This window comes from Gimesia algae (assembly GCF_007746795.1).
In the GTDB taxonomy this organism is placed as follows: Bacteria; Planctomycetota; Planctomycetia; order Planctomycetales; family Planctomycetaceae; genus Gimesia; species Gimesia algae.
Map to the genome: position 1 here is coordinate 7,706,517 of NZ_CP036343.1, position 26,733 is coordinate 7,733,249.

The following is a 26,733-nucleotide window of genomic DNA, read 5'->3' on the forward strand; positions in this document are numbered from 1 at the left end:
TGAGTAAATTGTTTGATGAGCGTAATTTGGTTTTCAGGCAACAATCAACTGACGACGATGCTGATGCCTCAGTGCATACAGACAGTAGACAACAGCATCTGCACGATCTGGTGACCGCCCTAAAATTTCATGTAGCGTTTTCCCGTTGTAATTCGCATCTGAGCCCCGTCGTCCCTTGGGGGTGATATAGAATTTTTCGCCATCATGGCCCGAGTATATTTTTTCGGGCGCAACAAGTTCAGCTTTCAACCTTTGATTATCAGGCAGAGCAAATGGCATCATGCGGAAGTCACCCGCAGGGTCAAGGCGTCTTCCCGCTTCACCGTAGAGTTCGGCGCGTTTGTTGGCGTACTTCTTGGGGTCAACATCAGAGGATGCATTTCCGCGGATCTCGATGACATTCACCCGCTGTTTCTTCAGTGGATCTCCCACCGCATTTCCGTAGCCTCCTCCCCAATCAATGGCAAGCGGAATTACTCCCTGTTTTAAATCGACACCATAAGCGATCGCCGTTTCCAGCGCCCAGCACATCGTCTGTTGGGTATCAGAAAACTGACATTCATGAACTGCCCGAATCCCATATCTCCCCCCCACTGCTAACACCGAAGTATCGCCATGCCGGGAAGCTGCGACATCCAATCCAAAACCCTCTACCGGCAAAATCTGGTCTAACAGTTTCAAGGCAAATATGTGGGATTGCTCTTGAGCTCTTAAATAAAGGCGATTCCAACGAGTCCAGAATTGAACAGGCTCAACCAACCAGTCTGGTAAAATAACCTGTTTATCAGGATCCTGATCGGGGAATTTTCCCAAAGCATACACATTACGTATGAGAGGATCTGCATCATTCAGAAGTGCCATAAATTCGTCATAGCAGGTTTGCCCTGGAATACGAGGCTGAGCTAGTTCAAAATCGTCTGCAGCAATTGAACTTCCATGCGAATAAAAGGTACCGGCGATTTCAATACCACCAATCGGCGCAACGGGTTGCTCAAGACACTTTTCTTTCACATTTGTGCATTCCCAGCCACTGACCGTGATACAACGAGTTTTGCCATACTGATCTAGAATCGTCTGAGTTTGATCGGGATCCACAATCGGAAAAGAATCCCGAAATGCACCGGACAGGGTTGACGGATTAGATAGCGCCAGAAATTTTTTGGCCTGTGTGTTTGCCAGTTTATATTTATCTTCCAAATTGGGGGCAGTCGCTTCATCAAACCAGAAAAGCACATGTGGTGAATGTGCACCACGAAAGCCTTCAATATGCTGCGGATTCGCTAGTGAAATAGAATGCTGATTGGTATCAAACACACCTGAAGTCAAAAGCTTCCCCGGCGGTTTGAATCGCATTTTTCGCCACCATTTATCAACTTCACCAAATGCAACTTTTTGAGCTGTTCTCACAGAATCTCTTGTAATTATGATTTTTGCATCATCCCAGATATGAAAATAGGCACAACAGGCGATTCCCGCCGCAGCACCTTTTCCACAACCGGTATTTCCCTTTACAAATACTCGGCGAATCGTGAGATCAAATAACGATTTGAGAATATCCCACTGCCAGTCATCAAGAATTACTTCAGGCCATTGTATTTCGACGTAAGGGCGGATCTGCCCAGCTTGAGCTTGGCGAATTGCTGCTTCAATTTCTGAATCATCCTGCTGTAGTCCGTGGATACGTTGAAGCTGTTCAAGCTCAATCAGCGTTTCCATCTGAACGGATTCCAGATCATTCACTTTTGCATTGCAAGACCGCAGAAGCAAATACTTCGCCGATCATTCCTCGTATTCAGGATTTTATGGGAGCTTTCATGAACGAAACTTCAAAGACTTCCCATTCAATCTCAGGTAGTTTCATTTAAAATTGAATTCATATCCTTGCTATTGGCGTGGGAGAGTCAAGATAATCCGGGAATCAGGTGTCGATTCCGAGTGAACACTTAACACTTATTCAATGCTGCTGAACTGAGACGGACTTTGCGCAAAGAATGGTCTTCGAATGAACTCTTGAACAATGCCGTTTCCAAGAAAACAAATTCTGGAGAGACTAAATGAAAACTACTATATCTTGTGTATTTCTGGTTCTGACGCTGCTCCCCGGACATTCGGCTTGTGCGGAGGAAAAAGTTAATATTATTCCAGATGTTGTCTATGGTCACAAATTTGGAATGGCATTGACGTTTGACGTTTTTAAACCTCAGAATCCCAATGGAGCGGGCGTGTTATTCATGGTAAGTGGCGGCTGGTACTCAAGATGGACGGAACCTCAAAACATGCTGGGTTGGTTTAATTCACTATTAGAAGAAGGATTTACCGTATTCTGCGTCAGGCATGGAAGCAGCCCAAAATTCAAAATCCCGGAAGTGGTAGAAGACGTTCGACGCAGTGTCCGTTTCATTCGACAGCATGCACAGGAATATGGCGTTAATCCGAACCAACTCGGAGTCTGGGGAGGAAGTGCGGGCGGACATCTTTCTTTAGTACTCGGGACGACATCTGATCAAGGGGACCCTAATGCAAAAGACCCGATTTTAAAAATCAGTGACCAGGTAGCAGCAGTCGCCGCTTATTACCCACCGACAGATATACGAGAATTTGTGGATAACAAATCACCCTATTATCATCGCTTCCCGGCTCTGCAGTTTGAAGCGGATCTGGCAGATGACTTTTCTCCTCTGCTTCACGTCACGCCAGATGATCCGCCAACACTGTTGATACATGGAGACCAGGATAAACTGGTCCCGATCAGCCACAGTAAGAATATCATGAAGCAGTTCGAGGAACAAAATGTTCCAGCTGAACTGATTGTGATTAAGGACGCCGCTCACGGCTTTAAAGGTGAAGACCAAAACCGTGCCAGTAAGGCAGTTGTTAATTGGTTTAAGCAGTATTTGTTAAGCCCTTAAAGAATTTTGACCACCTGGTTTTCCTAAAACTCTGCATTTTTAGGAGTTCTGGGAAATGGTATGCAGTCTCTGATGTTTGTCATCGACGTAATTAGCTGAATGAGGCGTTCGAAGCCCAGCCCGAAGCCTGAATGTGGTACCGTTCCATATTTTCGTAGATCGGTGTACCACCAGTATTCTTCTGGATTCAAGCCACCTTCTTTCATTCTATCTATCAGGATATCGTAGCGTTCCTCCCGTTGACTACCGCCGATGATTTCTCCAACTCCCGGAACAAGCACGTCCATTGCACAAACTGTTTTGCCATCATCGTTGCAGCGCATATAAAATGGTTTAATTGTTTTAGGATAGTTATAGACGATCACAGGCTGCTTAAAATGTTCTTCCGTCAGGAACCGTTCATGCTCAGACTGCATATCACTGCCCCATTCAATGGGAAAATCAAATTTTTTTCCGCTGGACTTTACTATCTCAATTGCTTCAGTATACGGAATGCGGATAAATTCATTTTCCGTGATATTCCGCAAGGTCTCGAGAGTTGTTTTATCGATCCTTTGATTAAAGAATTCCATATCCTCTGCACAATTTTTCAGAACATCACCGATAACGGTTCTTACAAAACTCTCTGCAAGCGCCATATTATCCTGCAAATCGTAGAAGGGCATCTCGGGCTCAATCATCCAGAATTCAGCTAAATGACGAGTCGTGTTTGAATTCTCAGCCCTAAAAGTGGGGCCAAATGTGTAACATTCACCAATGGATGTGGCAAATATTTCTGCCTCCAATTGCCCAGAGACAGTCAGGGATGCTGCTTTTCCAAAAAAGTCCTGCGAAAAATCGATCTCTGTCTGGACTTGAGCCAGTCGATTTAAATTGAGAGTTGTCACCTGAAACATCTCTCCTGCTCCTTCACAATCACTGGTAGTGATGATGGGGGTTTGGATGTAGACGAAACCCCGCGACTGAAAGAAACGATGAATGGCAGTTGCCGCTTCATTCCTGACTCTTGTAATTGCGCCAAAAGTATTTGTGCGTGGACGTAAATGAGCAATTTCTCTCAAAAACTCAAAACTGTGCCGTTTTTTCTGTAGGGGGTACGTTTCGGGATCAGCAGTGCCATAGAGATAGAATGACTCTGCATGTAATTCAATTCTCTGATTTTTTCCAGGTGATTCAATCACTTTACCTGTCACCGATAGGCTGCTACCGGTGGAGACATCTTTAATCAGTTTTTCATAGTCCGGAACATTTTGATCAATCACAATCTGCAAGTTGGACATACAACTGCCATCATTCAATTCAACAAAAGAAAATCCGCATTTGGAATCTCGACGCGTACGAACCCAGCCACAAACCTTAATCGTTTCTCCTGGTTGAGAAGTATGCAGCGCCGACCTTATTTTTGTTCGAATCATTGAAGAGACACTTTCCCGAATTGAATTTAAATCGTTAAAAACACTTTTACGACATGGGTTTAAGTATATTAAGCACTCAGTTTATTTTATGTCTTCCTTTTTAATTTGCATACTGGATTCTGTAAACTGTAATCCTGAAGAGATCAGGACATGGAATCTGGAATTGTGACATACTGATGGATCATTTACTTCCATCGGCTCTCGTAGTATCGAAAGATGGGATGAATCTTTTGAACAAAACAGTTTTTCTCATGTCAGACCAACAGATCAAAAGCAGGAACTCGCTTTTGAACAGTTTTTTCCAATACTTGTACAGACATCACTGAATGTGACTTCAGATCAGGTAAATCAGAATTTCAACTGGCCTGATCATCAAGGAAAATTACTCGTATTTGCTAAGATTCCAGACTCGTTGTTTCCGGAGACACCTGAAATATTTAAGAAAGAGGGTCTGATTTTATATTCACTTGATCTTCCATTGTCTGATCGCGGCAGTTAAGTACTCTAAAATATCTTGAGGAAACAGGTGAATCTTGAGAGGATCATTAATTTTTGCCAGCTTTGCGTTGAAGAAAGATACGCGAGAGAAAAAAACACACCTGCTTCGCTTTGCCTGTATTGGAATCGTGTTCTGTATCCTCTACTCTTCCTGGTTTACCAGTTCTAGGGTTGGTGCGCCTGGTCTGGATTTTTTTACTAAAATTATCTGGCTCAATTTCTGGCTGGTAACATTGGCTGGGATTGGATTCTTCTCCACGGCAATCACAGAAGAAAAAGAAGAAGAGACGCTGCCCCTCTTAAAGTTGGCCGGGATCAATGCCCTTGCACTATTAGCTGGTAAATCCAGCGTAAGGGCATTGCGTGTGATTTTGCTTTTAATGGGACAGCTTCCTTTTTTGCTGCTTTCAGTTTCATTAGGAGGAATCACTCCACTACAAATATATGCAACACTTGCTGCCATGATTGGGTATATTATTCTGATTTCTAACTTTGCCTTACTCTGCTCTGTCTATGCGAAAAGATCTGGCGAAGCGATTGCCCTCGTGCTTACTGCACTTTTTTTCTACTTCATTTTTCCAACACTTTAATATCATCTCACGATCAATCTTCAAGCACGTGGATACCTCTCTTTAACCGACTCTATTTCCAGTAGCAGCAGGTATTTATATGAAATCAGTCAGGAACATTCTGTGATTGAACAAATCAAGCACATTCTGACAACAGGGTTTTCAGACTCTATTCTGAGCTCACAAGTCATCAGTAACGTTTCATTGGGAATTTTGTTCTTTATTACAGCCTGGTTCGTATTTGATTTTTATACTGATAGGACAACTATCAAAGAATCCAGAAGTAGAAAAAAACAATCACTGAAACGCTTAATGAATTTACGGCCTGGAACCAATCCATTTGTCTGGAAAGAGTACCAGTTCTCTGGTGGTGGTATGAAAGCAAGTCTGCTGAAACTGGTTCTGTATCCAACTTTGGTTCTCATCGTGGTAGGCGGAGGAATATTAGTCGCTCAATTTACCACTTCTAACTCAATTCAGATATTCACATGGAAGGAGTTGGTAAGTGCCTCTTTCTTGTTGCTGCTCGTAAGCTTTGTTATAGAGTGCACAATCTTTACTTCACGGATCTTTCGAGAAGAGCGTATTCAAAAAATGATTCCACTCCTGTCTATTCTGCCATGTTCACTGTTTCGGATCGCCTATGAGAAAATTGGTGGGATCTTACTTTCCCTGATACCGGTTAGTCTCAGTATCACCATGGTAATGTTAATCGTGCCAGAAAGTATAACTTATCTTACTAGCTCTGGACTATACTCACTGGTTCCTCTGATAATCATCCAGTTCTGCGTATTTTTACATTTATTAACTTACTATTCACTAGTGGTACGTTGGGGAGCACTGGCGTTAGCTATTGGCACATTTATCCTTGTGGAATTTTGCGCAACACCACTTTTACATCTTTTCTATCTCATGTTTAAAGAAACGATCGGAGAAGCTGGTATACTTTTGCCTGCGTTTTATTTGAGCCTGATTTGCTGCTTTATTCTGCAAATCCTGATCGCGGGGCGCTTACATCAAATTGCTGCAGAAGCATGAAATGCTCCCCAAACAATTTATATGCGAGAATATATCTGTTTCATTTTCTGTCCCGCAGCTTGTACTGCCTCAAAAGCACGATCGTATAAATCCGATCGTCTGAAAAAGCCATGGATCATATCTTCATAATTTAAATGTTCCACATTCACAGCAGATTTTCGCAACATTTCGACATACTGAACCGCCTCAGAATAAAGTGGATCATACCCGGCGGTAATTACGAGCGCGTCTGGCATTCCAGCCAGATCTTTACAGCGGAGTGGTGAAGCATAGATTTCCCTACCTGCAGATTCGTCGGGCAGATACTGATCCCAAAACCATTCCATCGCTCGTTTTGTCAGAAAGTAATTAGTACCAAAACTCTGGTATGATTCTGTATCAAACTGGTAGTTTGTCACAGGGTAAACCAGTAGCTGATAAACCAGATCCAACGATTTTGACTGTCTTGCTTTTAGCGCAACTGCAGTTGCAAGGTTTCCACCGGCACTATCACCGCCAACGGCTATTTGGTTACGATCAATGCCTAGTTCACTGGCATGTGCTGAAATCCACTCAGTGGCTGAATAAGCATCCTCAAATGGAACGGGGTAGGTGAACTCCGGTGCCATACGATAATCCACTGAAATCACTTTACAGCCTGCGGTGCCGGCCAAATCCTGACATAAGCCATCATAGGCATCTAAGGTACCCATCACCCAGCCTCCACCATGGAAGAAAACAAGGGCAGGCAATTCGACCCTCCCCATTGTGTCAACTTCAGGTGGCGTATAGATTCGAATTGGTATTTCCGTAGCATTCACCGGAATTAGTCGATCCTTAATGCTGCTGGATGGAATATGAGGATCTGGAGATGGGGTGAGCGTACTCCGTATGAATTCCGGAGTCATCTCTTCGAAGGATGGTAAGTCTACTTTTGAAACTTCTTCCAGATATTGGGCTACTTGAGGATGAACCGACATGGGTGTTCCTAAATTGGAGTATGCTCGCTGGGCAAACCAGTGAACATGAAAATACGCATTAAAAATATTTCTCATCGACAGTCCGATTATAACGAACGAAGGAACTGTTCCAGCATCTGTCACCGATTAGTTTTCAAAAAAAGAATGACAATTTCACCGGTGTGAATTATCTGACCTATCCTATTATAGAGTGATCAGGTTTCAACAAAACCAGCAACTCTACGATCCCTTTCCTATACGTCAAACCTATTTGAGTTTGTTAAACACAAGGAAGTTACCATGTCATCTGCCCCTATCCGCGTTCTAGTAGTCGACGATTCAGCAGTCATTCGTGGTTTGATTTCCAAAGCACTTGAGCAAGATCCTGATATTTTAGTTGCCGGTACAGCAATGAATGGGGAATGCGCGCTGAGCTGGATGAAGTCACATCCCGTTGACGTCGTAATATTAGATGTCGAAATGCCTGTGATGGATGGATTGACAGCACTCAAGGAAATTCAAAAACGATTTCCCGATATCCCAGTCATAATGGCAAGTGGCTTAACATCTAAAGGTGCAGAAACGACCGTTAAAGCGCTTTCTCTGGGTGCTGTCGGATGTGTAGCAAAGCCACAAACTTCCAGTGCCGCTGAAAGCATTCGTGTGCTCTCCCAGGAACTGGTCATGATGATTAAAGGTGTTGGTTCAAAGAGCACAAAGCTCAGAAAAACTATACCCACTTCTGAAATTCATGTCACGAATCAGTATAAAACAAACAAAACTAATACACAAAAAAAGACTTTATTCAGTAAAAACATCAAATTTTATAAACAGCCGGAGGTCCTTGTTATTGGAACCAGCACGGGTGGGCCAAAAGCACTGGCCGAACTATTACCGCAGATTCCAATTGACCTACCAATCCCGATTCTCATAGTACAACATATGCCTCCAGGATTTACAGAAATCCTGGCCGCACATATTCAGAAGGACAGCGGTCGAACAACTGTTGAAGCCAAACATAACGAACCACTCGAGTCGCACAAAACATATGTTGCCCCAGGTGGCAGTCATCTTCTCATTGGCGAACAAAATGGACAAAAAGTTACACTAATAAGTCAAGATCCACCTGAGCATTTTTGCAGACCTTCTGTGAACCCGTTATTCCGGTCAGCTGCAGAACATTTTGGATGTGCTACACTAGCTGTTATGCTAACTGGAATGGGAGAGGATGGAATTGAAGGCAGTTTCGATATCGCGCGTTCTGGTGGTACGATCATTGCGCAAGACGAAGCATCAAGTGTAGTCTGGGGAATGCCTGCTGCTGTCGTCGGTTCTGGACTGGCCGATAAAGTTCTGCCACTCAGCGAAATAGCGGCAGAAATCAGATCCCACTGTCTTGTGCGAGCCTGAATACAAATTGCATGCTTTGACTTCAACGGTTCAACTGCCAGAATATCGTCATAATCGTCAACCCTGTAATGACCCGGGAATCATTGACAATCGATTTAAAAGTCGATTTTCTATTTCTTGTAGGGATTACCTCAAGAACAATACGATAACTTATACTGACCTGATAACAACTATATCTAGTTTAGTGCTAGCTGGAAATTATCAGACTCACGACTAAGTTACCTCTCAAGAGCAAGCAACTTTGAATCTATCTGGTTGAAATTGAGGCCGATACGATCTGACTCCTGTGTTTATATTTTGCCGAATAAAATCTCGGACTCGGATCACTCCAGTATTTCAATTGGAAAACCAGATTTTTGTTGACCGCCAGTATCGTTCACCCCCCTCTGAACGGTGCTGGCGTTTTTTATTTCATCGAGATCTAATCGATTGAAAAATCCTCATATCAGCATCGAATTCGATACGTGGCTTGGCTGTTACGATCACTTCAACCTGCAATCATCATATTTTCCCAAATCAAATTCCATTTTTTCGTGATGATATATAGATCTTAAATCATCACGATTTTTTTTAGCATACAGTTTTAAGGAGGGGTTTACCTCTACTCTGGTATGTAGAAGTGAAGGCTTTTCCGCAGACCGGTTGTCTGATTGTATATACTCCCGCATCATTCCTCATTCTGTATCCAAGTCACATAATTCGTTTCTCCAGCAAAGCAATGAAAACCTCTAAGTCATTTCCTATCATTTCTTCCAAATTGCGCAAATGGTCGATCTCAGATCGCCTCAAATTTGCCTTTGGCCTACTTGTGTTGATTCAGGTTATCAGTGGGATGGTAACCTGGTTCCAGATTTCACTCATAAATCAGGACATATCGCAACTGGTAAATGTAGATGAACCTCTCGAAGAAGCCATTCTCGAAATGGAGATCAAAGCCGGAGAAATCGCCCGCGCAGTACTAGATTACGTTCGTGACAGAGACCAGAAACATCTCTCAAAACTGATTAATTCTCGAGATGGATTCACTGATAATTATTTACGTTATCAGAGACTGGCAAAATCGAATGATGAACTGCTATTAAGAAATAAGATCTCGTCGCTTTATGAAAAATATAATCAGATGGCCTCACAAATTATCGACCTATCTGATAGACGAGATGTTGCTCTAAATGTTTTTATAAACCACGTCAGTATAATCAATCAGTTGATAGACCGCGAGCGACTGAAGTCAAATGACGATCAGTCTGATGAGGGAATTAAAAAAGCAGAAGCAACCCATAAAATGGAAAAATACCTGAATATCGCTTTCGGCTCGATAGAAGAATATATTGTAAAACGGAATCAAACATTACTTTCACGTATTTTCGACGCGGAACAGAAATTTAAGCTGTTTGAAGCCCAATATCTCGATATTATTTCGAATCGCATAGAGCTTAAGAGGATAAAGATAATTGATGAAAAATTTTCGCAGGCAACTGCTTACGGAAATCAAGTCGTCAAAATCACTGATGAAATCGATGACTTATTAAGCACTTTTGAACAGAATCTGGACTCGATTGATGCTTTACTACAGAATCAGGCTCACACTCTCGTACATTTAAAAACTGTAAAAACGACTCATCATGCGGATTCGTCTATCCAATCAGCTAAATTGGTAATCGGGATCTTAGCATGTTTGGGAACATTTTTCGGCCTGTTACTTGTCTGGATGATTTCGCGTGGAATTGTCTCTCCAATCCTGCAACTATCACAGAGTGCAGAACTTATAGCATCAGGTAATGTGGACCACCGAATCTCTATTGATTCACAAGACGAAATCGGAAAACTCGCTGAAGCTTTTAATCGCATGGTCGAAGACCTGGTCATTGCACAACAGGACGCGGAAAAAGCAAGTCAGATTAAGAGTTCATTTCTGGCAAATATGAGTCATGAAATACGAACACCAATGACAGCAATTCTGGGTTTTGCGGAAATTATGAGACAGCACAATGATGACCCAGAAATGAATCGACATATTGATACGATTAAGAAAAACGGTGAGTACCTACTGGAATTGATCAACGACATTCTTGACGTTTCAAAAATTGAAGCCGACAAACTGGAAGTGGAAGCTATTCATTGCTCACTGATTGAGTTACTGGATGATGTAAAAACGTTAATGGAAATCCGAGCAATCGACCGGGGACTTGATCTCACTGTCTTGATTGATGGATCCATTCCCCGCTGGATTCAGAGCGACCCTGTCAGAATTCGTCAAATTCTGATTAACCTGTTGAGCAACGCTATCAAGTTCACCAGACAAGGTCAGGTACAACTGATTGTCGCAGCATCATCGATTGATACTGACGAACCCGTGATCCAATTTGATGTGATTGATTCCGGCATTGGAATGACGGGCGAACAGATCTCGCGTCTGTTCAAGCCTTTCATGCAGGCAGATTCCTCTACTACACGGCAATATGGAGGAACAGGGCTGGGCCTGACAATCTGCAAGCGTCTGACCCATATTCTAGGTGGAGAAATCTCTGTTAAAAGTGAATATGGTAACGGAACTACTTTCTCAGTGACTGTCAAAACGGGGCGATGTCAGGAAAAGGAACTTGTCGACCAAAGAACGTTTGAAACTGAATGTAAAAGTACATTAAATCAAACTACTGAATCTAACTTCGCGGAGATGAATTACAACATCTTGTTGGCTGAAGACGGAATCGATAATCAGAAACTGATCAGTTACTTATTAAAAAAATCTGGTAATACTGTTACAATAGCCGAAAATGGCTTGATTGCCATCAAGAAAGCTCTGGATGCTTTGGAAGCCAGCTCGCCGTACGATGCTATTCTCATGGACATGCAGATGCCAGAACTGGATGGATTTGCAGCCACAAAACAACTCCGATCACAGGGTTATCTTTATCCTGTTATTGCCTTGACGGCTCATACGATGAGTGGTGCCCGTGAAGAATGCCTGGCAGCAGGCTGTGACAGTTACGCAACAAAACCGATTCAAAGGGATCAGTTTTTTGCAACACTGAACCAGTGCATTCTAGACTATCGAAAACATGAGGCTACAATCTTTTAATTAAGATGCCGCTGCTCGTTCGAGACGGTTATTGATTGTTCTTCCCAGCCCCGTCTCTGGTAGCCTTAATGCAACTATCTGATCAATTCCCGATACATCTAATTTTCTGAGTGCTGCAAAGAAATTGGCAGCAGCTATACTCAGGTCTCCCGAAGGAGATAAAATCTGTTGAGCTGAAAACTCGCAATTTCTGAATTCTGTTTGCTCAAGAGGGTAGAGACTCAAGACGCCAAGTGCCCCAGCTTCAGGCAGTTGTTCCGGATGATCAACGATGACTAATCGAGTTCTTGGAGCATAATGCTTTGGCAACATCCCTGGACTGACTTGTGAATTCGCTTCGGCATAATCTTTGATTTCTGCCAACCGAATCTCTCCGATACATGCTTGTATTTCTTCGAGTGAAATTCCCCCAGGCCTGAGCAGAACTGGATCCTCACCCGTACACTGAATGACTGTGGATTCCACTCCAACGGTACAAGGTCCACCATCCAGAATTAGTTTGATTTCGTCGCCGAGCTGCTCAGCGACATCGACAGCTCGCGTTGGACTGAGGCGTCCAAATTTATTAGCGCTGGGTGCCGCAATTGGCAATTGAGTTAATTCCAGTAATCTTCTGGCAACTGGGTGAGCAGGAATACGAATGGCAACTGAATCCAGTCCAGACGTTACCAGATCGGGAACGACTTTTTTTTTCGGTAACACCAGTGTCAAAGGACCTGGCCAGAACGTAGATGCCAGTTTTTCTGCCGTTAATGAAAATTCCGAAGTGAGTTCATCCAGTTGATCAGTGTTCGCAATATGTACTATTAAAGGATCAAAGTGCGGTCTTTGTTTAACAGCAAATATTTGTGCTACTGCTCTGGTATTCAGTGCATTGGCCCCAAGTCCATATACCGTTTCTGTGGCAAAAGCTACCAGCTCTCCATTTTGAATCAGATTGGCAGCTGCCTGGATATTTCGCGAAATTTCACATTTCATCATAAATCTCAAATTGGTTAATTGAATAATCGATTCTGGGTATCCGGATATTAATAAAAAAACTCTCGCATCTTACAAGCTTTGATACCCGGGGCAACCGGAAAAGCAATTTGCTTTGTATCAAATCCAGTAGAATACGAGAGTCTTTATTTTATCAGGAACAAGTTAATACTTGATTATCTAGAAACTTCAAATTAACCCGAAAACTGAAATTGTGCTGGGCGGACTTGTTGTCTGCCAGACACATTATTAACAAGTTCGCCTGGTTTATGGCTTAAAATAGTGCTTACACCAGCCTCCAGGTCCCTGTCGACGGGTCCTATTTCTTCCAGTTCACGTGCGCTCATCTTCACGGTCACGTCCGGATTTACTCCGACACCCGCCATCTCTCGTCCCGTTGGAGAATAAAACTTGGCTGTGGTTAACCAGAAAGTTCCGGCAACCGATTGCAGTGGAAAATGAGTCTGTACGGTGCCCTTCCCATAAGTTTTTCTACCAACAATCAGCCCTCGTCGATTTTCCTGAACAGCAGCAGCAAATATTTCACTGGCACTTGCACTATCACCATCGACTAAAACAACAAGTGGCATTTTCCAGGTTTGATCATGTGTCGCTGACTCCATCGTATTATCACTCTGGTTCCGTCCCCGTGTTGAAACGATTTTACCAGAGGGGACAAATCGATTTGAAATCGAAATGGCCTCAGTCAGTAATCCACCCGGATTCCCTCTCAAATCGAATACCAGGGACTTCATTCCCTGTTGATGCAGGCTCCATAAAGCTCGATCTAATTCCTGAACGGCACCTTCTCCAAATTTTTCAAGCCGGATGAGTCCAATCTTTTGTTGTGCATCAACCATTTTGACTTCACTGATATTTGTAATACGAATTGCCTGACGATTCAGATTCACTCGGGCGTTTCTATCCTCTCTACGAACATCAATGACAACCGAGGAACCAGTTGGACCGGTAATCAGATTTGCAACCTCGTCCAGAGAAAGTCCAGCTAAGTTTCTCTGATTGACTCCAACGATCACATCTCCTCTTTGCAGTCCTGCTTTTTGTGCTGCTCCTCCATTCAATGTTCTCAGGATGACAGCTCCATCCTGATGCGTCTTCAGCTGAACACCCACGCCTACAACCCTATTTTCGCCCGCATCAACGCGGGGACCTGAGGAACTGGGCGTAAATTCAAAACGGGAGTGTTTATCCAGAGCCTCCAGGGAGCCATACGCAAATTCATAAATCACACCCGTTGCCTGCATTCTCAATTGACTACCTGCTATGTCAGCGGCCTGACGCATTACAGTCACTGAGTCCTGTGCATTTTGAGCAGGATTCTGGTTCATCAGCTGCTGCCAGCTTTGCTGAGCCATACGAATCTGTTCTGGTGATGCTGCAACTCGATTGGCATTAATGAAATTCTGATTTTCCACTGAAAAAATAAGATTTTGAAGTGATTTTCTGGTTCTAACATCGTAAGAAGGCGGCTGGACATGATGTGAATCGATCATTCGGTTCACCTCCAGGTAAAACGAGTAAGCTCTTTGTGAATCCAGATTCTGTAATGTACCGATTACTGAGGGACTGGAGTATCGTTGAGAAATTTTATTTCTAAGTTCCTGATTTGGATCAACAGGATACTGCTTTGGAAATTCTGTTTCATATCGATCTCGATCATACTGCGGCATACTCCTCTGTTGCAGTTCTCTAATCAGCTCGCGCAATTTTTGACTGTCGATGTTGTCATCGAATCTCTCACGACTTTGACGTCTCTGACCGGCATCGAATCGATCTCCAGAGAACGAGTTGTATTGGTTTCCAGGACGCTCATTAATTTGAGATTCTTCCGACAACAGCTGCTTCAGTCTGAGTTCATAGTCATCAAATCGATTTTCATCAGAAACAGGACGAAACCGTTGATGACGTCGACTGTTTTTGTAAGAAGGTGCGAGTGAATCCTGACCATAATTGAGTCGGTCGCGTTCAAAGGCATGCCCAGAATCATTTTGATTGAACTGCTTCTGATATGGGTCATATTCTGCAGCGTGTGAAAGAGTAGTGCATCCTGACAGAAAAACAGCTGTCAATAGAATCACTATACTCCAGACAAAAAGTCGAGCAGAATTAATAGTTTCAGTCTGTGTATAGTTGAATTGTGATCGGTTCATGATCCCCTCCGATATCAACCGCAATGCGGTTATTAAGTCCGGCCTATCAACTTCCTCTATGATGGCTTAACGGAATTCTTAAATAGAAATATTTAACGGCTCACATAGTATGCCCCGTTCCAACAATTCAGTTTGCTATGCACATTGTGCACTCAATCCTTGTTTTCTTTGTGCCGAGTCCGGCGACTCCACTGCCTCCGTTTGCTTTTCAGTTTCCAGTAGCTCACCGCGAATGACTCGAATATCACCAGGAGCATCAATACCAATTTTGATTGCCCCTTTACCTGTCTTTAATATCTTGATAACGATATTGTCACCAATTTGAATTACTTCATCTCGTTTTCTAGTTAATACCAACATTCCAAACCCTCCTGTTATTGCTGATCATCAATAGTCATCACATAAAAGAATCATAATGATGTCATCTAGTTATTGTTTAAGTGGCTGATCAGAAGTTATAGCATTCATCGTGCCAAATACATTTCCCTCAGACAACATAACCCTTATGCTCCTATAATTATTACACTTACAAATTTCCGGCCACACAAACAGATGATTCAAACCTATACTCAAAAGTGTAACATTGACAACATAAATCTAAACGTGCCCATAATTACAATGGACCAAATCATTTGTCGTCCATTTTATGATTACACTAATATTTGATTCGTGCGCGAAACAACCCAAAAACACACCCTGACCAACAAACTCCGCCATGGCCGCCCGAAGCTCCAAGTTGTTGATGGTAATCTCGGTTTGAATGACGAATCAAGAACTATTAAGACCAACGGATGATTACATCTGAGCATGGTCTTGACGTAAATTCTAAAACCAGTAAACTTCGCCGCCTGATATGTTGGTTCAGAACGATTAGATTCTTCTTTTCCTAAAGGGTTTCTTCCCCGGCAACCGCTTACACATCGTTTTGAAGTTTTAGTTTTTGATAGGGCCCCATTGTTTCGAGCGTTTTTTTCATGCTCGGTCTTTACACAACATCGACTAAGTGATCGTCAAGGAATCCACTTGTTGGTCAAGCCGTAGAATTCACGAGAAAGGATTGTGTGAATGTATTCCCGCTTCCGCCACACTATTAGTAATCACAAGCTTCGGAAGGACTTCAAGTCCTTTGGTCCCCAGATGATGGTTATACTTCTGGTATCAGGCCTCACACTAACCTGTTTAAATCAAACCGCCCAAGCGCAATCACCCAACGATGGAAACAGCAAATTAGTCAATGATTTGCTTCGCCTGTTAGAGAAATCTGAACTAGCGACTCGTGATCGGGAATACAAACCTTCTGGTTTATACCTACCCCCCGCTCCGCAGTTGAATTCATCACGGATTAATATCAATGAAGTCCGCAAGACACTGGATGAATTCTCCAAAGACAGTTCGGCTCTTGCCCTCAGCTTGAATCGAGTTATGTATCAAGTTCCTGGCGTTAGAGAGTACGTTGCAGATGTTCTCAAAGTAAGAGCACGTGCTTCAATCCTGGTAGATCGAGTAAACCGCACCAGTGATTTAAATCAAATTGCTGCTGAATATGGGGAAATTGATCAACTCTGGAGAGTCGTCTCATTGCAATTGGAAAACGTACGCGGACTGGACCGGGAGTCTCAGAGTCTGATTGCAAGAATGAATCTGGCAGACCGTAAGCTGGGCGATTTACTTCAGACTGGACCTCAGCTGAAACGAACGGAACTACTGACTCAAACCTCTGCACTTTCAAACGCTCTGGGAATCCTAGTAGAAGATATTGAGATTGAGCTTTCGCGTGAGCCTCAGAAATTTGAGCTGGTGAGAGCAGGCCAAGAGGTAGAGCAACGAATGATTCAGGTTTCCAATTTGATCATCGATCGACAAAGCTATGATGTAATCAAACGCGAGTATCTGGCTTTTCGTGACTCCTGGAATTCGTTTGCAACTCGGCTGCGACCCTATCACAATCGGATTTTAAGTCGTGGCATTCAACGAGTCGTACAACAGGACCGCTCCATCCAGGAATTATTATGGTTACCCCAAGATGGAGCGAATATGCAGGAAATCGCTCACTTGACAGAAGCGCTCAAACGTGATGTTGATGAATTTTATCGTAGAGCAACACTGCGGTTGTTAATCAGCCTGCCACCTGCAAATTATATTGCGACTTCCGACGAATTTTATGGAACTGTCGAAAACCTGATTGATACGGTCAACCATAATGAATCCACGAATAATCTGATTACCTCTTTCTCTTATATTGAACAATCATGGAAAGATTTCTCGGCTATGTTTCACACGGTTGAAAGCCCCGCCGCTCTTCAACTTCTGGACAAGGTTGACAATTCAATCAATACGTTGCGGATTTCCCTGCGAATCGAACAGCCCTCAGAAAGTATTGATCTGGCGAAACTGATTGTTGCTCTGGAAACTCAGAGCACTCAGCTCTCTGTGATTGCTGAGCAGTGGCTCGCAACAGAGTCTCCTTCTTTTAGACAATCTACTCAGAATTCCATTCGAGACTTTTCTAACACTGCCCATGAACTACATCGGCTCATCCTGATGCAGCCAGCATCAACTGCTCTGGTCCGATCAAAAAGTTCAGAATTGTTTGAAAGCTGGTTCCAGGTTCACGATAAAATTTCACGATGTGAAACTCGTGAAAAATACCAACTTCAGGAAACTGCAGTTCGTATTACACAGATGCTGATGGATCTGCGTTATGCAACCAAATAAAAACTAATACACCGCATCACTTACAAGGCCTTCCTTTCAGGAGGGCCTTGTGCATGCGCGGTGCTTTACAGTCAAAGAATGATCATTAAAATCATATTGTATTTTATGAAACAGCGTCTCACCTGTCAGAACATACTCATTCGAGAAAACTCAATTTAAGTATGAATGCCACAAACTCTTCTGGAGATTCGCCTTTCGATGACCATCATTCAGGTTTCAGAAATCAGAATGAAACTGACTGGATCGATTTTCTTTTCGCTTATTTTGAAGCATTGCAGCGGTTTATTCGCATTCCGTTAGTTAACATCCAGTCAGATCGCCAACACAAAATCAGAACACGTAGTACACTGTTTCTTCCAGCTGCTGGTATCAGCTTAGCGATTCTTTTGACGGTTCTGTTAATAATCGTCCAGTTTTTTTGGCCATTATATATAGCCATCCTCATGATCGGCTCACTGGAATTGCTCTGCCTACGTACATTTACACCTGAGGCAATCCCTCAAAGTCGCGAATTACTCATCCCTTCGTCGTCAGCGGGTTCCTCAAGCAACATTTTTGTTTTGACCATTACACTGATGCTACTAAGAATGGGCCTTCTTTATCATTTGCTCGCAGACTCTGTTACATTCCTGGAACCATGCATTTTAATTGTCATCTCAATTTCATTAGGAATCTGGTTTATCCCCTTCTCTATCTGCTTTGTTGAAGCAAATGATGATTCAGCGCGATGGGCAAATCCCAAATATCCATTAACAACTAAACAGCTCAGTTATGCCAGTACAATATTAATTCCATTACTTCTGGCAGGAACCTGGTTTTCTCCAGTACGTTTTTTGCTGGGTTTATTCGCTGCTGCATTATTAATTTACTGGATCATTCGAAAGTTGGAAGACTACCATATTGAGATATCTGATGTGCACATAGAAGGTCTCTCTTCGTTGTTTCAGATTATCTTTTTACTGATCTGCAGCATTGACTTTTCATTTCTAAAAAAATTATCAGAATAGACCAGCATCTCTGACAAATTCGTCTTTTCTTTGCCTTATTTCAGCTCGCATCAATCCGTTATCAAACTCTTTAAACCATTTTATCTGAAAGCCATTGCGATCGAGCAATGCTGAAGGATTAGTCAACTTCATTGTTTGAATGTCAGCGGCTAATCTGAAGAATAAATACATTGTTTTCACCCATGCGATCGCGCGGCACCGTTGAAATCGATTTCCAGTAACCTGAAAATCCGCATATAACCAGTGAGCATCCCGAGTACAGGCTGAGGCAATCTTTGATACAACGTTATTCAGAGTTGCCCCGTTGAAGACGTCAAGGAAGAAATTAGTTACTACCAAATCATAATTTTGATCGGGCATCACATCGAGAGATAAATCAAGGTGGTAAAATACCATTCTCTCTAAGCCGGGAAATACATTCATTTGGAACTGTTTTTGAGCGAGATCTAACATTTTTTTACTGGAATCGATGTAATGAATCTCTTCACAGTCACAGTGTTTCAGAAATTGAGCCAGGAAGGTTCCATTCCCTTCTCCAATCAGAGCGGCTTTTTTAATCGCTGGCAGGTCGGAAAGAAACGCGGTTCTACAAACCTGCATCTGATCCCCAAAAACAATTTTTTCCAATCGCTCAAACCAGGGAGCAACTCGGTCAAAATTCATATCTGGAAGCTCAAAAAGATACAGGGTGTGAGTAATGCGCAATCGGCTAACACTGGTTTAAGACGATAATTTATCGAACTCCGATCAAGCATTAATAATATCAAACTGCTTGAGACCATCGATAGTTCGAACACTGGCAGGGAACTCATAGGGATCACACAACTACAGATGACTATCTGGAAGAGGAAGAAACCCGCCAGCAAATATGGGACTTGAAATATTAGATCCGGATGTCTTGTAAAAAACGATACTTCGCCGGCTTGTCTGTCAGTTTGATATTCCCAACGAGAGATACAAAGACAGTTTAGTGTGCATAAAACGAGAAAACTAAAAAATGACCAGATAAAGCTATAATCCCAAGCATGGATCTGTGTCCATATGAAGAAGTGAGTTGCTACTGAAAAAAACAAACCCACCAGAAGCTCTCTGGGGAGAACACCCCTGCCAAATCCGGGAAGATAAAAACAACTCAGGAAGTAAATTGACAGAACAAAAAATAAGCTAAAGCCCCAAACCAGTTCAGTTGTTGTCAGGGAGTAAAATAAACAAATCGCCGAGATGAATGCCAGTATAACCCAACAGACAAATAATGGCGGGAAGTATTCCGAAGTAAAACGGTGCCGCGGCGTTTTATCAGGGACATCAGGTATACGTAAACTATCCAGCAACCGGTCTCCCAAATAGGCTAACCATGTAACACTGAATAAGATAAAATAATGCGAGAAATCAATTTTTGTGGAGTACAATACTGAAAAACACCAAAGCCAGGCGATTGCTACGAACGGTGCATCTAAGCTTAGTGAATTGAAGAGTAAAAGAATTTTACCTGGAAATTGGCTGACATGACTGAAGCTGAGAGAGATTGATCCTAAATAAGGTAACCTCTCGGTAGAAACATTTTCGATCGTCCTGTTTATGAATTTACTTAACATCTGACAAGAAAATAACTTCTGACTATATTGGCCGATATAAATATTCCGGAACACCGCATAATTTATTGACTGCGCGCTTGTTAAGATTCGTAATAATGTTATTAAAGCCAACGGGGCACAGTTTCCATAGTGATAAAATGTACTAAACCTGTGTGGAAGCTGGAATATTATCAGATGTTGAAACAGATACGAATCTTTGAATAGAGTATAATCCTGTCTTTCAGAAAGAATGCAGCTGTAGCATTCCATTAAATCGACGGAGTTTCAACGACATATATAATCGGTCCGTATCATAAGCGAGACACGATCCCCCACGCCAATTCCAAAAATATTTTACTTGTGGAATTGTGGTATATGAATTCAGTTTCAGGATATTAAGAATGCCCTTAAAAACGGGAACCGTCGAAGAGCCGAAGCTCGATTTGACTCCAATGATTGATATTGTTTTCTTACTGATTATTTTCTTTATGGTTGGTACTCAGTTTACAGAGATGGAACGCCAGTACGATATTAAGCTTCCCACTGTAACTGATGCGAAACCTTTATCAAATCTGCCCGATGACATCATTGTAAATGTACAACAAGATGGTGAAATTTCGATTAACGGTGAGAAGAAAAGTTTGGCCGAACTGGAATCTCTCCTGAAAACATCCATTCAAATTTTCCCGGGACAATCTGTAGTAATCAGGGGAGATTCAACAGGACCTTATCAAAATGTGATGAATATCCTGGAGATCTGCCATCGTGTAAAAATACGTTCTGTCTCTTTGGCAAATCGATTAAGAGACGATTCATAACATGAATAATCGCATTCATAATTTGATCGAAAAGGTCCTGGCTGGTCGAGATATTACCTTCGATCAGATTCTATGGGGATTTTTAATTTTAGCAGCGGTCTTTGCATCAATACATCTGCTTTCGATGCTGGTCACGCGCTGGGGTGATCGAAATGCCTCATCGAAAGCGCTATTATTTTCAATCATCGTTCATTTGTCTTTATCACTCGGAGTTGTAACCTTCTGGCCGGAGCATGCGCCAAACTCACTGGCTAAAACAGAACCGGTACAGGAAAAAGATGATATCACACTCAATTTGACAGAGAGTACAGAAACGATAAAAAATAAGCAGTCAGGCAACTCACCTGTCTGGGAAAAACTGGCACCTCCCCAAAAACAGGAATTATCCCGCATCGATTTGAGTCGGCCGGAGTTTACTCCCCTGTCTGCTCCACCAGAAAAAGAACAACCTCCGGAAATATCAGAAATGCCCATGCCGGATGTTGTTTCGAAATCTGATTTACCGGTCGCTCCATCGAAAGTAAACATAGAAAGTGTCAGTCAGAAACGCATACAGTCTCAGGCACCTCTGGAAATTACAGATACAACTGCTGAGTCACGATCAGAAGTCTCAGTACCTTCGACATCTAATACTCGCAGTAAAATGATCCGTAGTGGTCAGTTCAACCAGCAACTGGAACGTCAATCGACTCCAGGAGCCGTTGATCGCATACAGCCTTCATTCAGTGCCCAGAATAAAACTATGGCGTTAAATGCCCAAACCGATCCTCAGTCAGTTTTAGAACGAAATGCAACAGATTCGAGGTTGTCGAAGAGAACTGGCCCTGCCCCATCAAATCTGAAAATGAATACGACAGGAGTGGAAACCACTGAACCCAGTGAAACAAGTTCAAACGTCGCACCGACAGAACCTCGTTTTGCCAGAAGAAAAACGCGTACAAAGCGATCTGTATCAGATGGGACGATTCAGCGTTCCGCACCTCAAACACCTGCGGGACAAGCCAACCCTGACTCGGATCGTATGCTTGCAGAAAGAAGTGCACTGCCACTCACGATGAGTCGAAAAGGACCTCAACCCGATGCATTTCGACCTAACTTTGATGCTGTTTCTAACCGGACTAAAGCAAATATTCCTGCAACATACAGGCTGAGGAATCTGTCAAAGAGGAAAGAAATTGCCCAAAAGTTTGGAGGCACAGAAGAATCGGAACGGGCGGTCGAATCGAGTTTGAAGTGGTTAGCCAATCATCAGGAACGGGCGGGATACTGGGATGCAAATCGGTTTGGCGCAGGTAAAGTCAAAATTGATGAACAGGGAATCGATCGGCGCAATGCAGGAGTGCAGGCAGATGCAGGTCTCACAGCTCTTTCAATCTTAGCATTTCTAGGTGCTGGTTACACACAGGAAGAAGGTCTGTATGCTGACAATTTGAATCGCGCGATTCAGTGGATGGTAAAACAACAGAATTCCAATGGTTTTCTGGGTGGAAATGCAACTCATTATGCCCGTATGTACTCACATGCTATGGCTACCTATGCGCTGGCAGAAGCTTATGGCTTACAGAATGATCCGAAGTCAAATCCGCAGTTGCGAGAAAGTATAGCTCGGGCTGTCGCTTATATTGTTGAGAATCAGAACCCATATGATGGTGGCTGGCGTTATGTCAAAGGCCAGAAAAGCGATATGAGCATGTTTGGCTGGCAATTAATGGCTTTGAAGAGTGCTGAAATTGCCGGCATTCCTATTCCCTCTGATTCCAAACAGTTGATGGTTAAATTTCTCAAAGATCGCAGCATGGGAAAGAATGATGGTTTAGCCACCTATCGCCTGGTTGAACCCGCTACCCCCCCCACTCCGGCGATGACAGCAGAGTCCCTGTTCTGCAAGCAGATGCTGGGAATCCGCCGAGATAATCCCTCGTGTCGTGAAGCCGTGCAGTTTATTTCTGAACGGCCTCCGCGTCGTTCGGAACACAACCTCTACTACTGGTACTATGGAACGCTGGCCATGTATCAATATGGTGGAAATCCATGGCGGGAATGGAATGAAGACTTGAGAGAACTCTTGATTTCAGAACAAATCACTCAAGGCGAAAATACGGGTAGTTGGGATCCGCGACCACCTTGGGGGCCATATGGTGGGCGACTCTACGCAACGACCTTGAGCACACTCTGTCTGGAAGTCTACTATCGGTTCTTACCACTCTACCAGATGGGAGGCCGTTATGATGATGAAGGCACCCCGAACTGACCTGTAAAAATACTGATTGAAAAATAGGGCAATATCTCTATTTCACTTTTTCGAGCTGGCATCCATCTAAGTAAGAAATAAGTTAATTGAATTACCGAAATGAAACACCTAGCGACAGAATATATTGATCAATGAATACTTCTACAAAAGCATATGAGCAACTTCTTATCAGACTTAAACAGGCATCATTATTGGCCTCCTGCTCAGCGGTTCTGGAATGGGATGAGCAGACCTGCCTGCCTCCCGAAGGTGCTGAACATCGTGCCAATCAACTAGCATTAATGGCTGGACTGGTTCATGAGCAAGCTACCAATACTGAAATTGGAGATCTCTTGGAAGAACTGGAGTCAAATTCTGCATGGGATGAAGATTCCTACGAACAGGCCAATATCAGAGAATCACGTCATGAATACGACCGCGTGACAAAACTCCCGCGTCGTCTGGTGGAAGAGCTTTCCAGGGTTGGAACGCTTTCTCATCATGCCTGGGTGGCGGCACGAAAACAAAACAGCTTCAACGACTTCTTACCCTGGTTGGAACAGATGATTGACCTGAAACGCGAGCAGGCATCAGCAATCGGATTTGAAGGAAATCAGGCCTATGATGCCTTGCTAGACGAATATGAACCAGGTGCAACTTCTGAGTTGATCGAGCAGGCATTTCTCCCATTACGAAAAGAACTGGTCAAACTGGTTGCAGAGATTCAGAACTCGGGAGTGACACCTGATATTTCAATTCTGACTAGAAGCTACCCTATCGATAAACAACGGGAGTTCAGCCTCGACGCCGCAGAAAAAATTGGATTTAATTTTGAAGCCGGTCGGCTGGATATCGCAGCACACCCCTTTTGCAGTGGGATCGGCCCTGGAGATTGTCGCCTGACAACACGATATGACGAACATCACTTTCCCGGTGCATTTTTTGGAACACTCCATGAAGCAGGGCATGGAATCTATGAACAAGGTCTGAGAAAGGAATTCTTTGGCACTCCTGCCGGAAACTCAACATCATTGGGAATTCACGAATCGCAGTCGCGGATGTGGGAGAATCTGATTGGACGTAGTCGAGCGTTCTGGAATGTGTTCTATCAACCGGCGCAGGAAATGTTTCCCGAAGCATTATCGACTGTCAAGATCGATGATTTTTATCGAGCGATTAATGATGTCCGCCCGTCATTTATACGCGTTGAAGCGGATGAAGTGACTTACAATCTACATATCATGTTACGTTTCGAATTAGAAAAGGCTCTGATCTCGGGAGATTTAAGTCCCGTTGATTTAGAGGCAGCCTGGAACGAAAAATTTAAGGAGTACTTTAATCTCACACCAGACACACCTGCACATGGATGCCTGCAAGATGTCCATTGGAGCGCTGGATTGATTGGGTATTTTCCTACTTACGCTTTGGGAAACATGTATGCTGCTCACTTCTATCAGACTGCAGAAAACGAGCTGGGTGATCTGAATCATTTGATTGAGGCCAGAGATTTTTCTTCACTCAAAAACTGGCTCAACCAGAATATTCATAGACACGGTAAGCGGTATCGTGCTAATCGACTGGTCGAAGTTGTCACTGGAAATACGCTTTCTCATTTACCTTTAATGAATCAACTTAAACAGAAATATAGCGAACTCTATAATCTGTAATCGATTAAAGAATTGTGCTGGAAAACAACTCAATGTCAAATCAGAGTATGAAAAAAGATTTCACGATCGCGCTCCTAATGGTTGTGGCTGGAATGATTCTATTCACTGTCTGGCTAGGCTATGGCTTGAATGGCAATCGCCGAGCCTCTCAAAATCTGCCACTGTTAACTGTGGGAGAAACGGCCCCTCCGCTGAAGGCTGAGGGATGGGTAAATGGCAATCCCCATCAGGATAACTTTCTTGAAGGAAAAGTCATCGTCGTTGATGCATGGGCAACATGGTGTGGCCCCTGCCGAGTGGAAGCGCCGCATATGGTTGAAGTTTATAATAAATTCAAGGATCAGAAGGTTGCTTTTATCGGCCTCACTTCTGACAGGGAAGATCTGCTTCCCAAGATTAAGGAATGGTTATCTGAAACAGGAATTACCTGGCCTAATGGCTACGGAGCCGTTGATTCTCTGAACGCTTTCAAGGCAGAGTTCATTCCTCAAGTGTGGGTGATCGGCATTGATGGAAAAATTGTCTGGAATGAGAATTCGAGATCTAGCGAATCTCTTGAAGAGGGAATACAGCGGGCTTTGAATCAGAGTAATTAATCAGAAAGGACTTCTTCATTCAATTAAGCTTACAATTGATTCTGGAATGATGAAACCGAAAGACTGTAATATGAATCAGAAACTGGTGGAGCAGAATGTAAATGGAATCCGTATGCGGACGCTGATCGCTGGATCTGGGCCTCCCCTGCTCCTGGTACATGGATTTCCTCTAAGCCACGAGATGTGGCTTCCACAAATCATGCATTTTCAATCCCGTTATACTGTAATCGCTCCCGATCTACGCGGATTTGGCGATACAGATATTTCTACCGGGGTTGTAACTATGGAACAGCATGCTCGGGATCTAAACTCTCTTTTGCAGGCTTTGAAAATTGAAGACCCTGTTTCCTATTGCGGACTCTCCATGGGTGGCTATATCGCCTGGGAATTCTGGAAGCATTTCGCTGATCGATTGCATGCCTTGATTCTGTGTGATACTCGAGCGGATGCGGACTCTGATGAAGGAGTCAATAATCGCCTGAAGATGGCTGATCTCGTTCTCAGGCATGGTCCGGAAGCGATTTCAACAGCTATGATACCGAACCTGATCAGTGAATCCAGTCAACAAAGGCAACCACATCTTTCCAAGAACCTTGTTTCTATGATTGAAGCGACGAACAGAGAGGGAATTGCCGCCAGCCAGAAAGGTATGGCAGCACGTTCCGATTTTTCCAATCAGATCAAAAACATTCGAATTCCGACTTTGTTCATCGGAGGGAGTGAAGATCGCTTAACTCCCCCTGAGGTAATGAATTGGATGAGTTCTCAAGTTCCGGAATCAAAATATTCCGAAGTGAGTAATGTAGGACACATGGCTCCAATGGAAGCTCCAGAAGCAGTGAATCAGATGATGGATGACTTTCTTACCGCCGGGGCGAATGCCTGATATTATCTTGTGGAAAAGCCTTTAAGACTGTGTCCAGTTTTACTGTAGCGTCTCCAGATCCGTTTGAACCGAGTATATTAGATTGAGTGACGCTATGGTCAAATGTGATGGAGATTGGCGTGTAAAGCGGACCCACTTTGGCGCGGAAATGGGACCCACCTGGGGTTGGGTTAACCACGTGGGGTAACGTGGTGGTCAGTATGCCAAAGTGTGGAAGCGACTCAGGCTTTTTTGC

The 26,733-nt window shown here is 43.3% G+C and carries 19 protein-coding genes; 12 read left to right on the forward strand and 7 right to left on the reverse strand.

Translation table 11 applies throughout. The features are described 5' to 3' along the window. Positions 1–33: 33 nt before the first annotated feature. Positions 34–1,716 (reverse strand): hypothetical protein, encoded by a 1,683-nt coding sequence (locus Pan161_RS29405; protein ID WP_145232277.1) that lies wholly within the window; start codon positions 1,714–1,716, stop codon positions 34–36. Between the two features lie 338 nt (positions 1,717–2,054). Between Pan161_RS29405 and Pan161_RS29410 the strand changes: the two genes are divergently transcribed. Continuing rightward, positions 2,055–2,909, forward strand: a complete 855-nt coding sequence (locus Pan161_RS29410) for an alpha/beta hydrolase family protein (protein ID WP_145232278.1) — start codon at positions 2,055–2,057, stop codon at positions 2,907–2,909. 23 nt (positions 2,910–2,932) lie between these two features. On the opposite strand, the gene asnS is transcribed toward Pan161_RS29410, so the two are convergent. After that, a complete protein-coding gene (asnS, locus tag Pan161_RS29415) occupies positions 2,933–4,324 on the reverse strand; it encodes an asparagine--tRNA ligase (protein WP_145232279.1) in 1,392 nt (463 codons plus the stop codon). Between the two features lie 533 nt (positions 4,325–4,857). Between asnS and Pan161_RS29420 the strand changes: the two genes are divergently transcribed. Further along, positions 4,858–5,412 carry a hypothetical protein gene (locus Pan161_RS29420; RefSeq protein WP_145232280.1) on the forward strand — a complete coding sequence of 185 codons (555 nt, stop codon included), beginning with the start codon at positions 4,858–4,860 and terminating at the stop codon, positions 5,410–5,412. 102 nt (positions 5,413–5,514) lie between these two features. Further along, complete coding sequence (locus tag Pan161_RS29425; protein WP_145232281.1) at positions 5,515–6,429, forward strand: hypothetical protein; 915 nt, start codon at positions 5,515–5,517, stop codon at positions 6,427–6,429. Positions 6,430–6,446: 17 nt separating this feature from the next. Here the strand turns inward: Pan161_RS29425 and Pan161_RS29430 are convergent, their stop codons facing one another. Beyond that, on the reverse strand, positions 6,447–7,463 hold the full coding sequence (locus Pan161_RS29430; RefSeq protein WP_145232282.1) for an alpha/beta hydrolase: 1,017 nt from the start codon (positions 7,461–7,463) through the stop codon (positions 6,447–6,449). 204 nt (positions 7,464–7,667) lie between these two features. Here Pan161_RS29430 and Pan161_RS29435 point away from each other — a divergent pair, with 204 nt between their 5' ends. Then, positions 7,668–8,777 (forward strand): protein-glutamate methylesterase/protein-glutamine glutaminase, encoded by a 1,110-nt coding sequence (locus tag Pan161_RS29435; protein WP_145232283.1) that lies wholly within the window; start codon positions 7,668–7,670, stop codon positions 8,775–8,777. 619 nt (positions 8,778–9,396) lie between these two features. Next, positions 9,397–11,856, forward strand: coding sequence for an ATP-binding protein (locus Pan161_RS29440; RefSeq protein ID WP_145232284.1), 2,460 nt, complete (start codon positions 9,397–9,399; stop codon positions 11,854–11,856). Here the strand turns inward: Pan161_RS29440 and Pan161_RS29445 are convergent, their stop codons facing one another. From Pan161_RS29445 to Pan161_RS29455, 3 genes are all read right to left on the reverse strand, one after another. Further along, positions 11,857–12,837, reverse strand: coding sequence for an L-threonylcarbamoyladenylate synthase (locus Pan161_RS29445; protein ID WP_232103551.1), 981 nt, complete (start codon positions 12,835–12,837; stop codon positions 11,857–11,859). 191 nt (positions 12,838–13,028) lie between these two features. Continuing rightward, positions 13,029–14,210 carry a S41 family peptidase gene (locus tag Pan161_RS31525; protein WP_197995587.1) on the reverse strand — a complete coding sequence of 394 codons (1,182 nt, stop codon included), beginning with the start codon at positions 14,208–14,210 and terminating at the stop codon, positions 13,029–13,031. A gap of 930 nt (positions 14,211–15,140) precedes the next feature. After that, the gene (locus tag Pan161_RS29455) at positions 15,141–15,365 is read right to left on the reverse strand and encodes a carbon storage regulator (protein ID WP_145232286.1); all 225 of its coding nucleotides are present in this window, start codon (positions 15,363–15,365) and stop codon (positions 15,141–15,143) included. Positions 15,366–16,427: 1,062 nt separating this feature from the next. Between Pan161_RS29455 and Pan161_RS29460 the strand changes: the two genes are divergently transcribed. Further along, a complete protein-coding gene (locus Pan161_RS29460; protein ID WP_145232287.1) occupies positions 16,428–17,720 on the forward strand; it encodes a hypothetical protein in 1,293 nt (430 codons plus the stop codon). A 161-nt stretch (positions 17,721–17,881) separates the two neighbouring features. Beyond that, positions 17,882–18,727 carry a hypothetical protein gene (locus Pan161_RS29465; protein ID WP_145232288.1) on the forward strand — a complete coding sequence of 282 codons (846 nt, stop codon included), beginning with the start codon at positions 17,882–17,884 and terminating at the stop codon, positions 18,725–18,727. Here Pan161_RS29465 and Pan161_RS29470 read toward each other — a convergent pair. Then, positions 18,719–19,432: a class I SAM-dependent methyltransferase gene (locus Pan161_RS29470; RefSeq protein ID WP_145232289.1), complete on the reverse strand. Its 714-nt coding sequence runs from the start codon at positions 19,430–19,432 to the stop codon at positions 18,719–18,721. The genes Pan161_RS29465 and Pan161_RS29470 overlap by 9 nt on opposite strands. Before the next feature lie 1,270 nt (positions 19,433–20,702). Here Pan161_RS29470 and Pan161_RS29475 point away from each other — a divergent pair. From Pan161_RS29475 to Pan161_RS29495, 5 genes are all read left to right on the forward strand, one after another. Next, a complete protein-coding gene (locus tag Pan161_RS29475) occupies positions 20,703–21,119 on the forward strand; it encodes an ExbD/TolR family protein (RefSeq protein WP_145232290.1) in 417 nt (138 codons plus the stop codon). A gap of 1 nt (position 21,120) precedes the next feature. Next, on the forward strand, positions 21,121–23,370 hold the full coding sequence (locus tag Pan161_RS29480) for a prenyltransferase/squalene oxidase repeat-containing protein (RefSeq protein WP_145232291.1): 2,250 nt from the start codon (positions 21,121–21,123) through the stop codon (positions 23,368–23,370). Between the two features lie 131 nt (positions 23,371–23,501). Further along, positions 23,502–25,016 carry a carboxypeptidase M32 gene (locus Pan161_RS29485; protein WP_145232292.1) on the forward strand — a complete coding sequence of 505 codons (1,515 nt, stop codon included), beginning with the start codon at positions 23,502–23,504 and terminating at the stop codon, positions 25,014–25,016. Between the two features lie 47 nt (positions 25,017–25,063). Further along, positions 25,064–25,612, forward strand: a complete 549-nt coding sequence (locus Pan161_RS29490) for a TlpA family protein disulfide reductase (protein WP_232103552.1) — start codon at positions 25,064–25,066, stop codon at positions 25,610–25,612. A gap of 70 nt (positions 25,613–25,682) precedes the next feature. Beyond that, on the forward strand, positions 25,683–26,498 hold the full coding sequence (locus Pan161_RS29495) for an alpha/beta fold hydrolase (RefSeq protein ID WP_197995588.1): 816 nt from the start codon (positions 25,683–25,685) through the stop codon (positions 26,496–26,498). Positions 26,499–26,733: the final 235 nt, after the last annotated feature.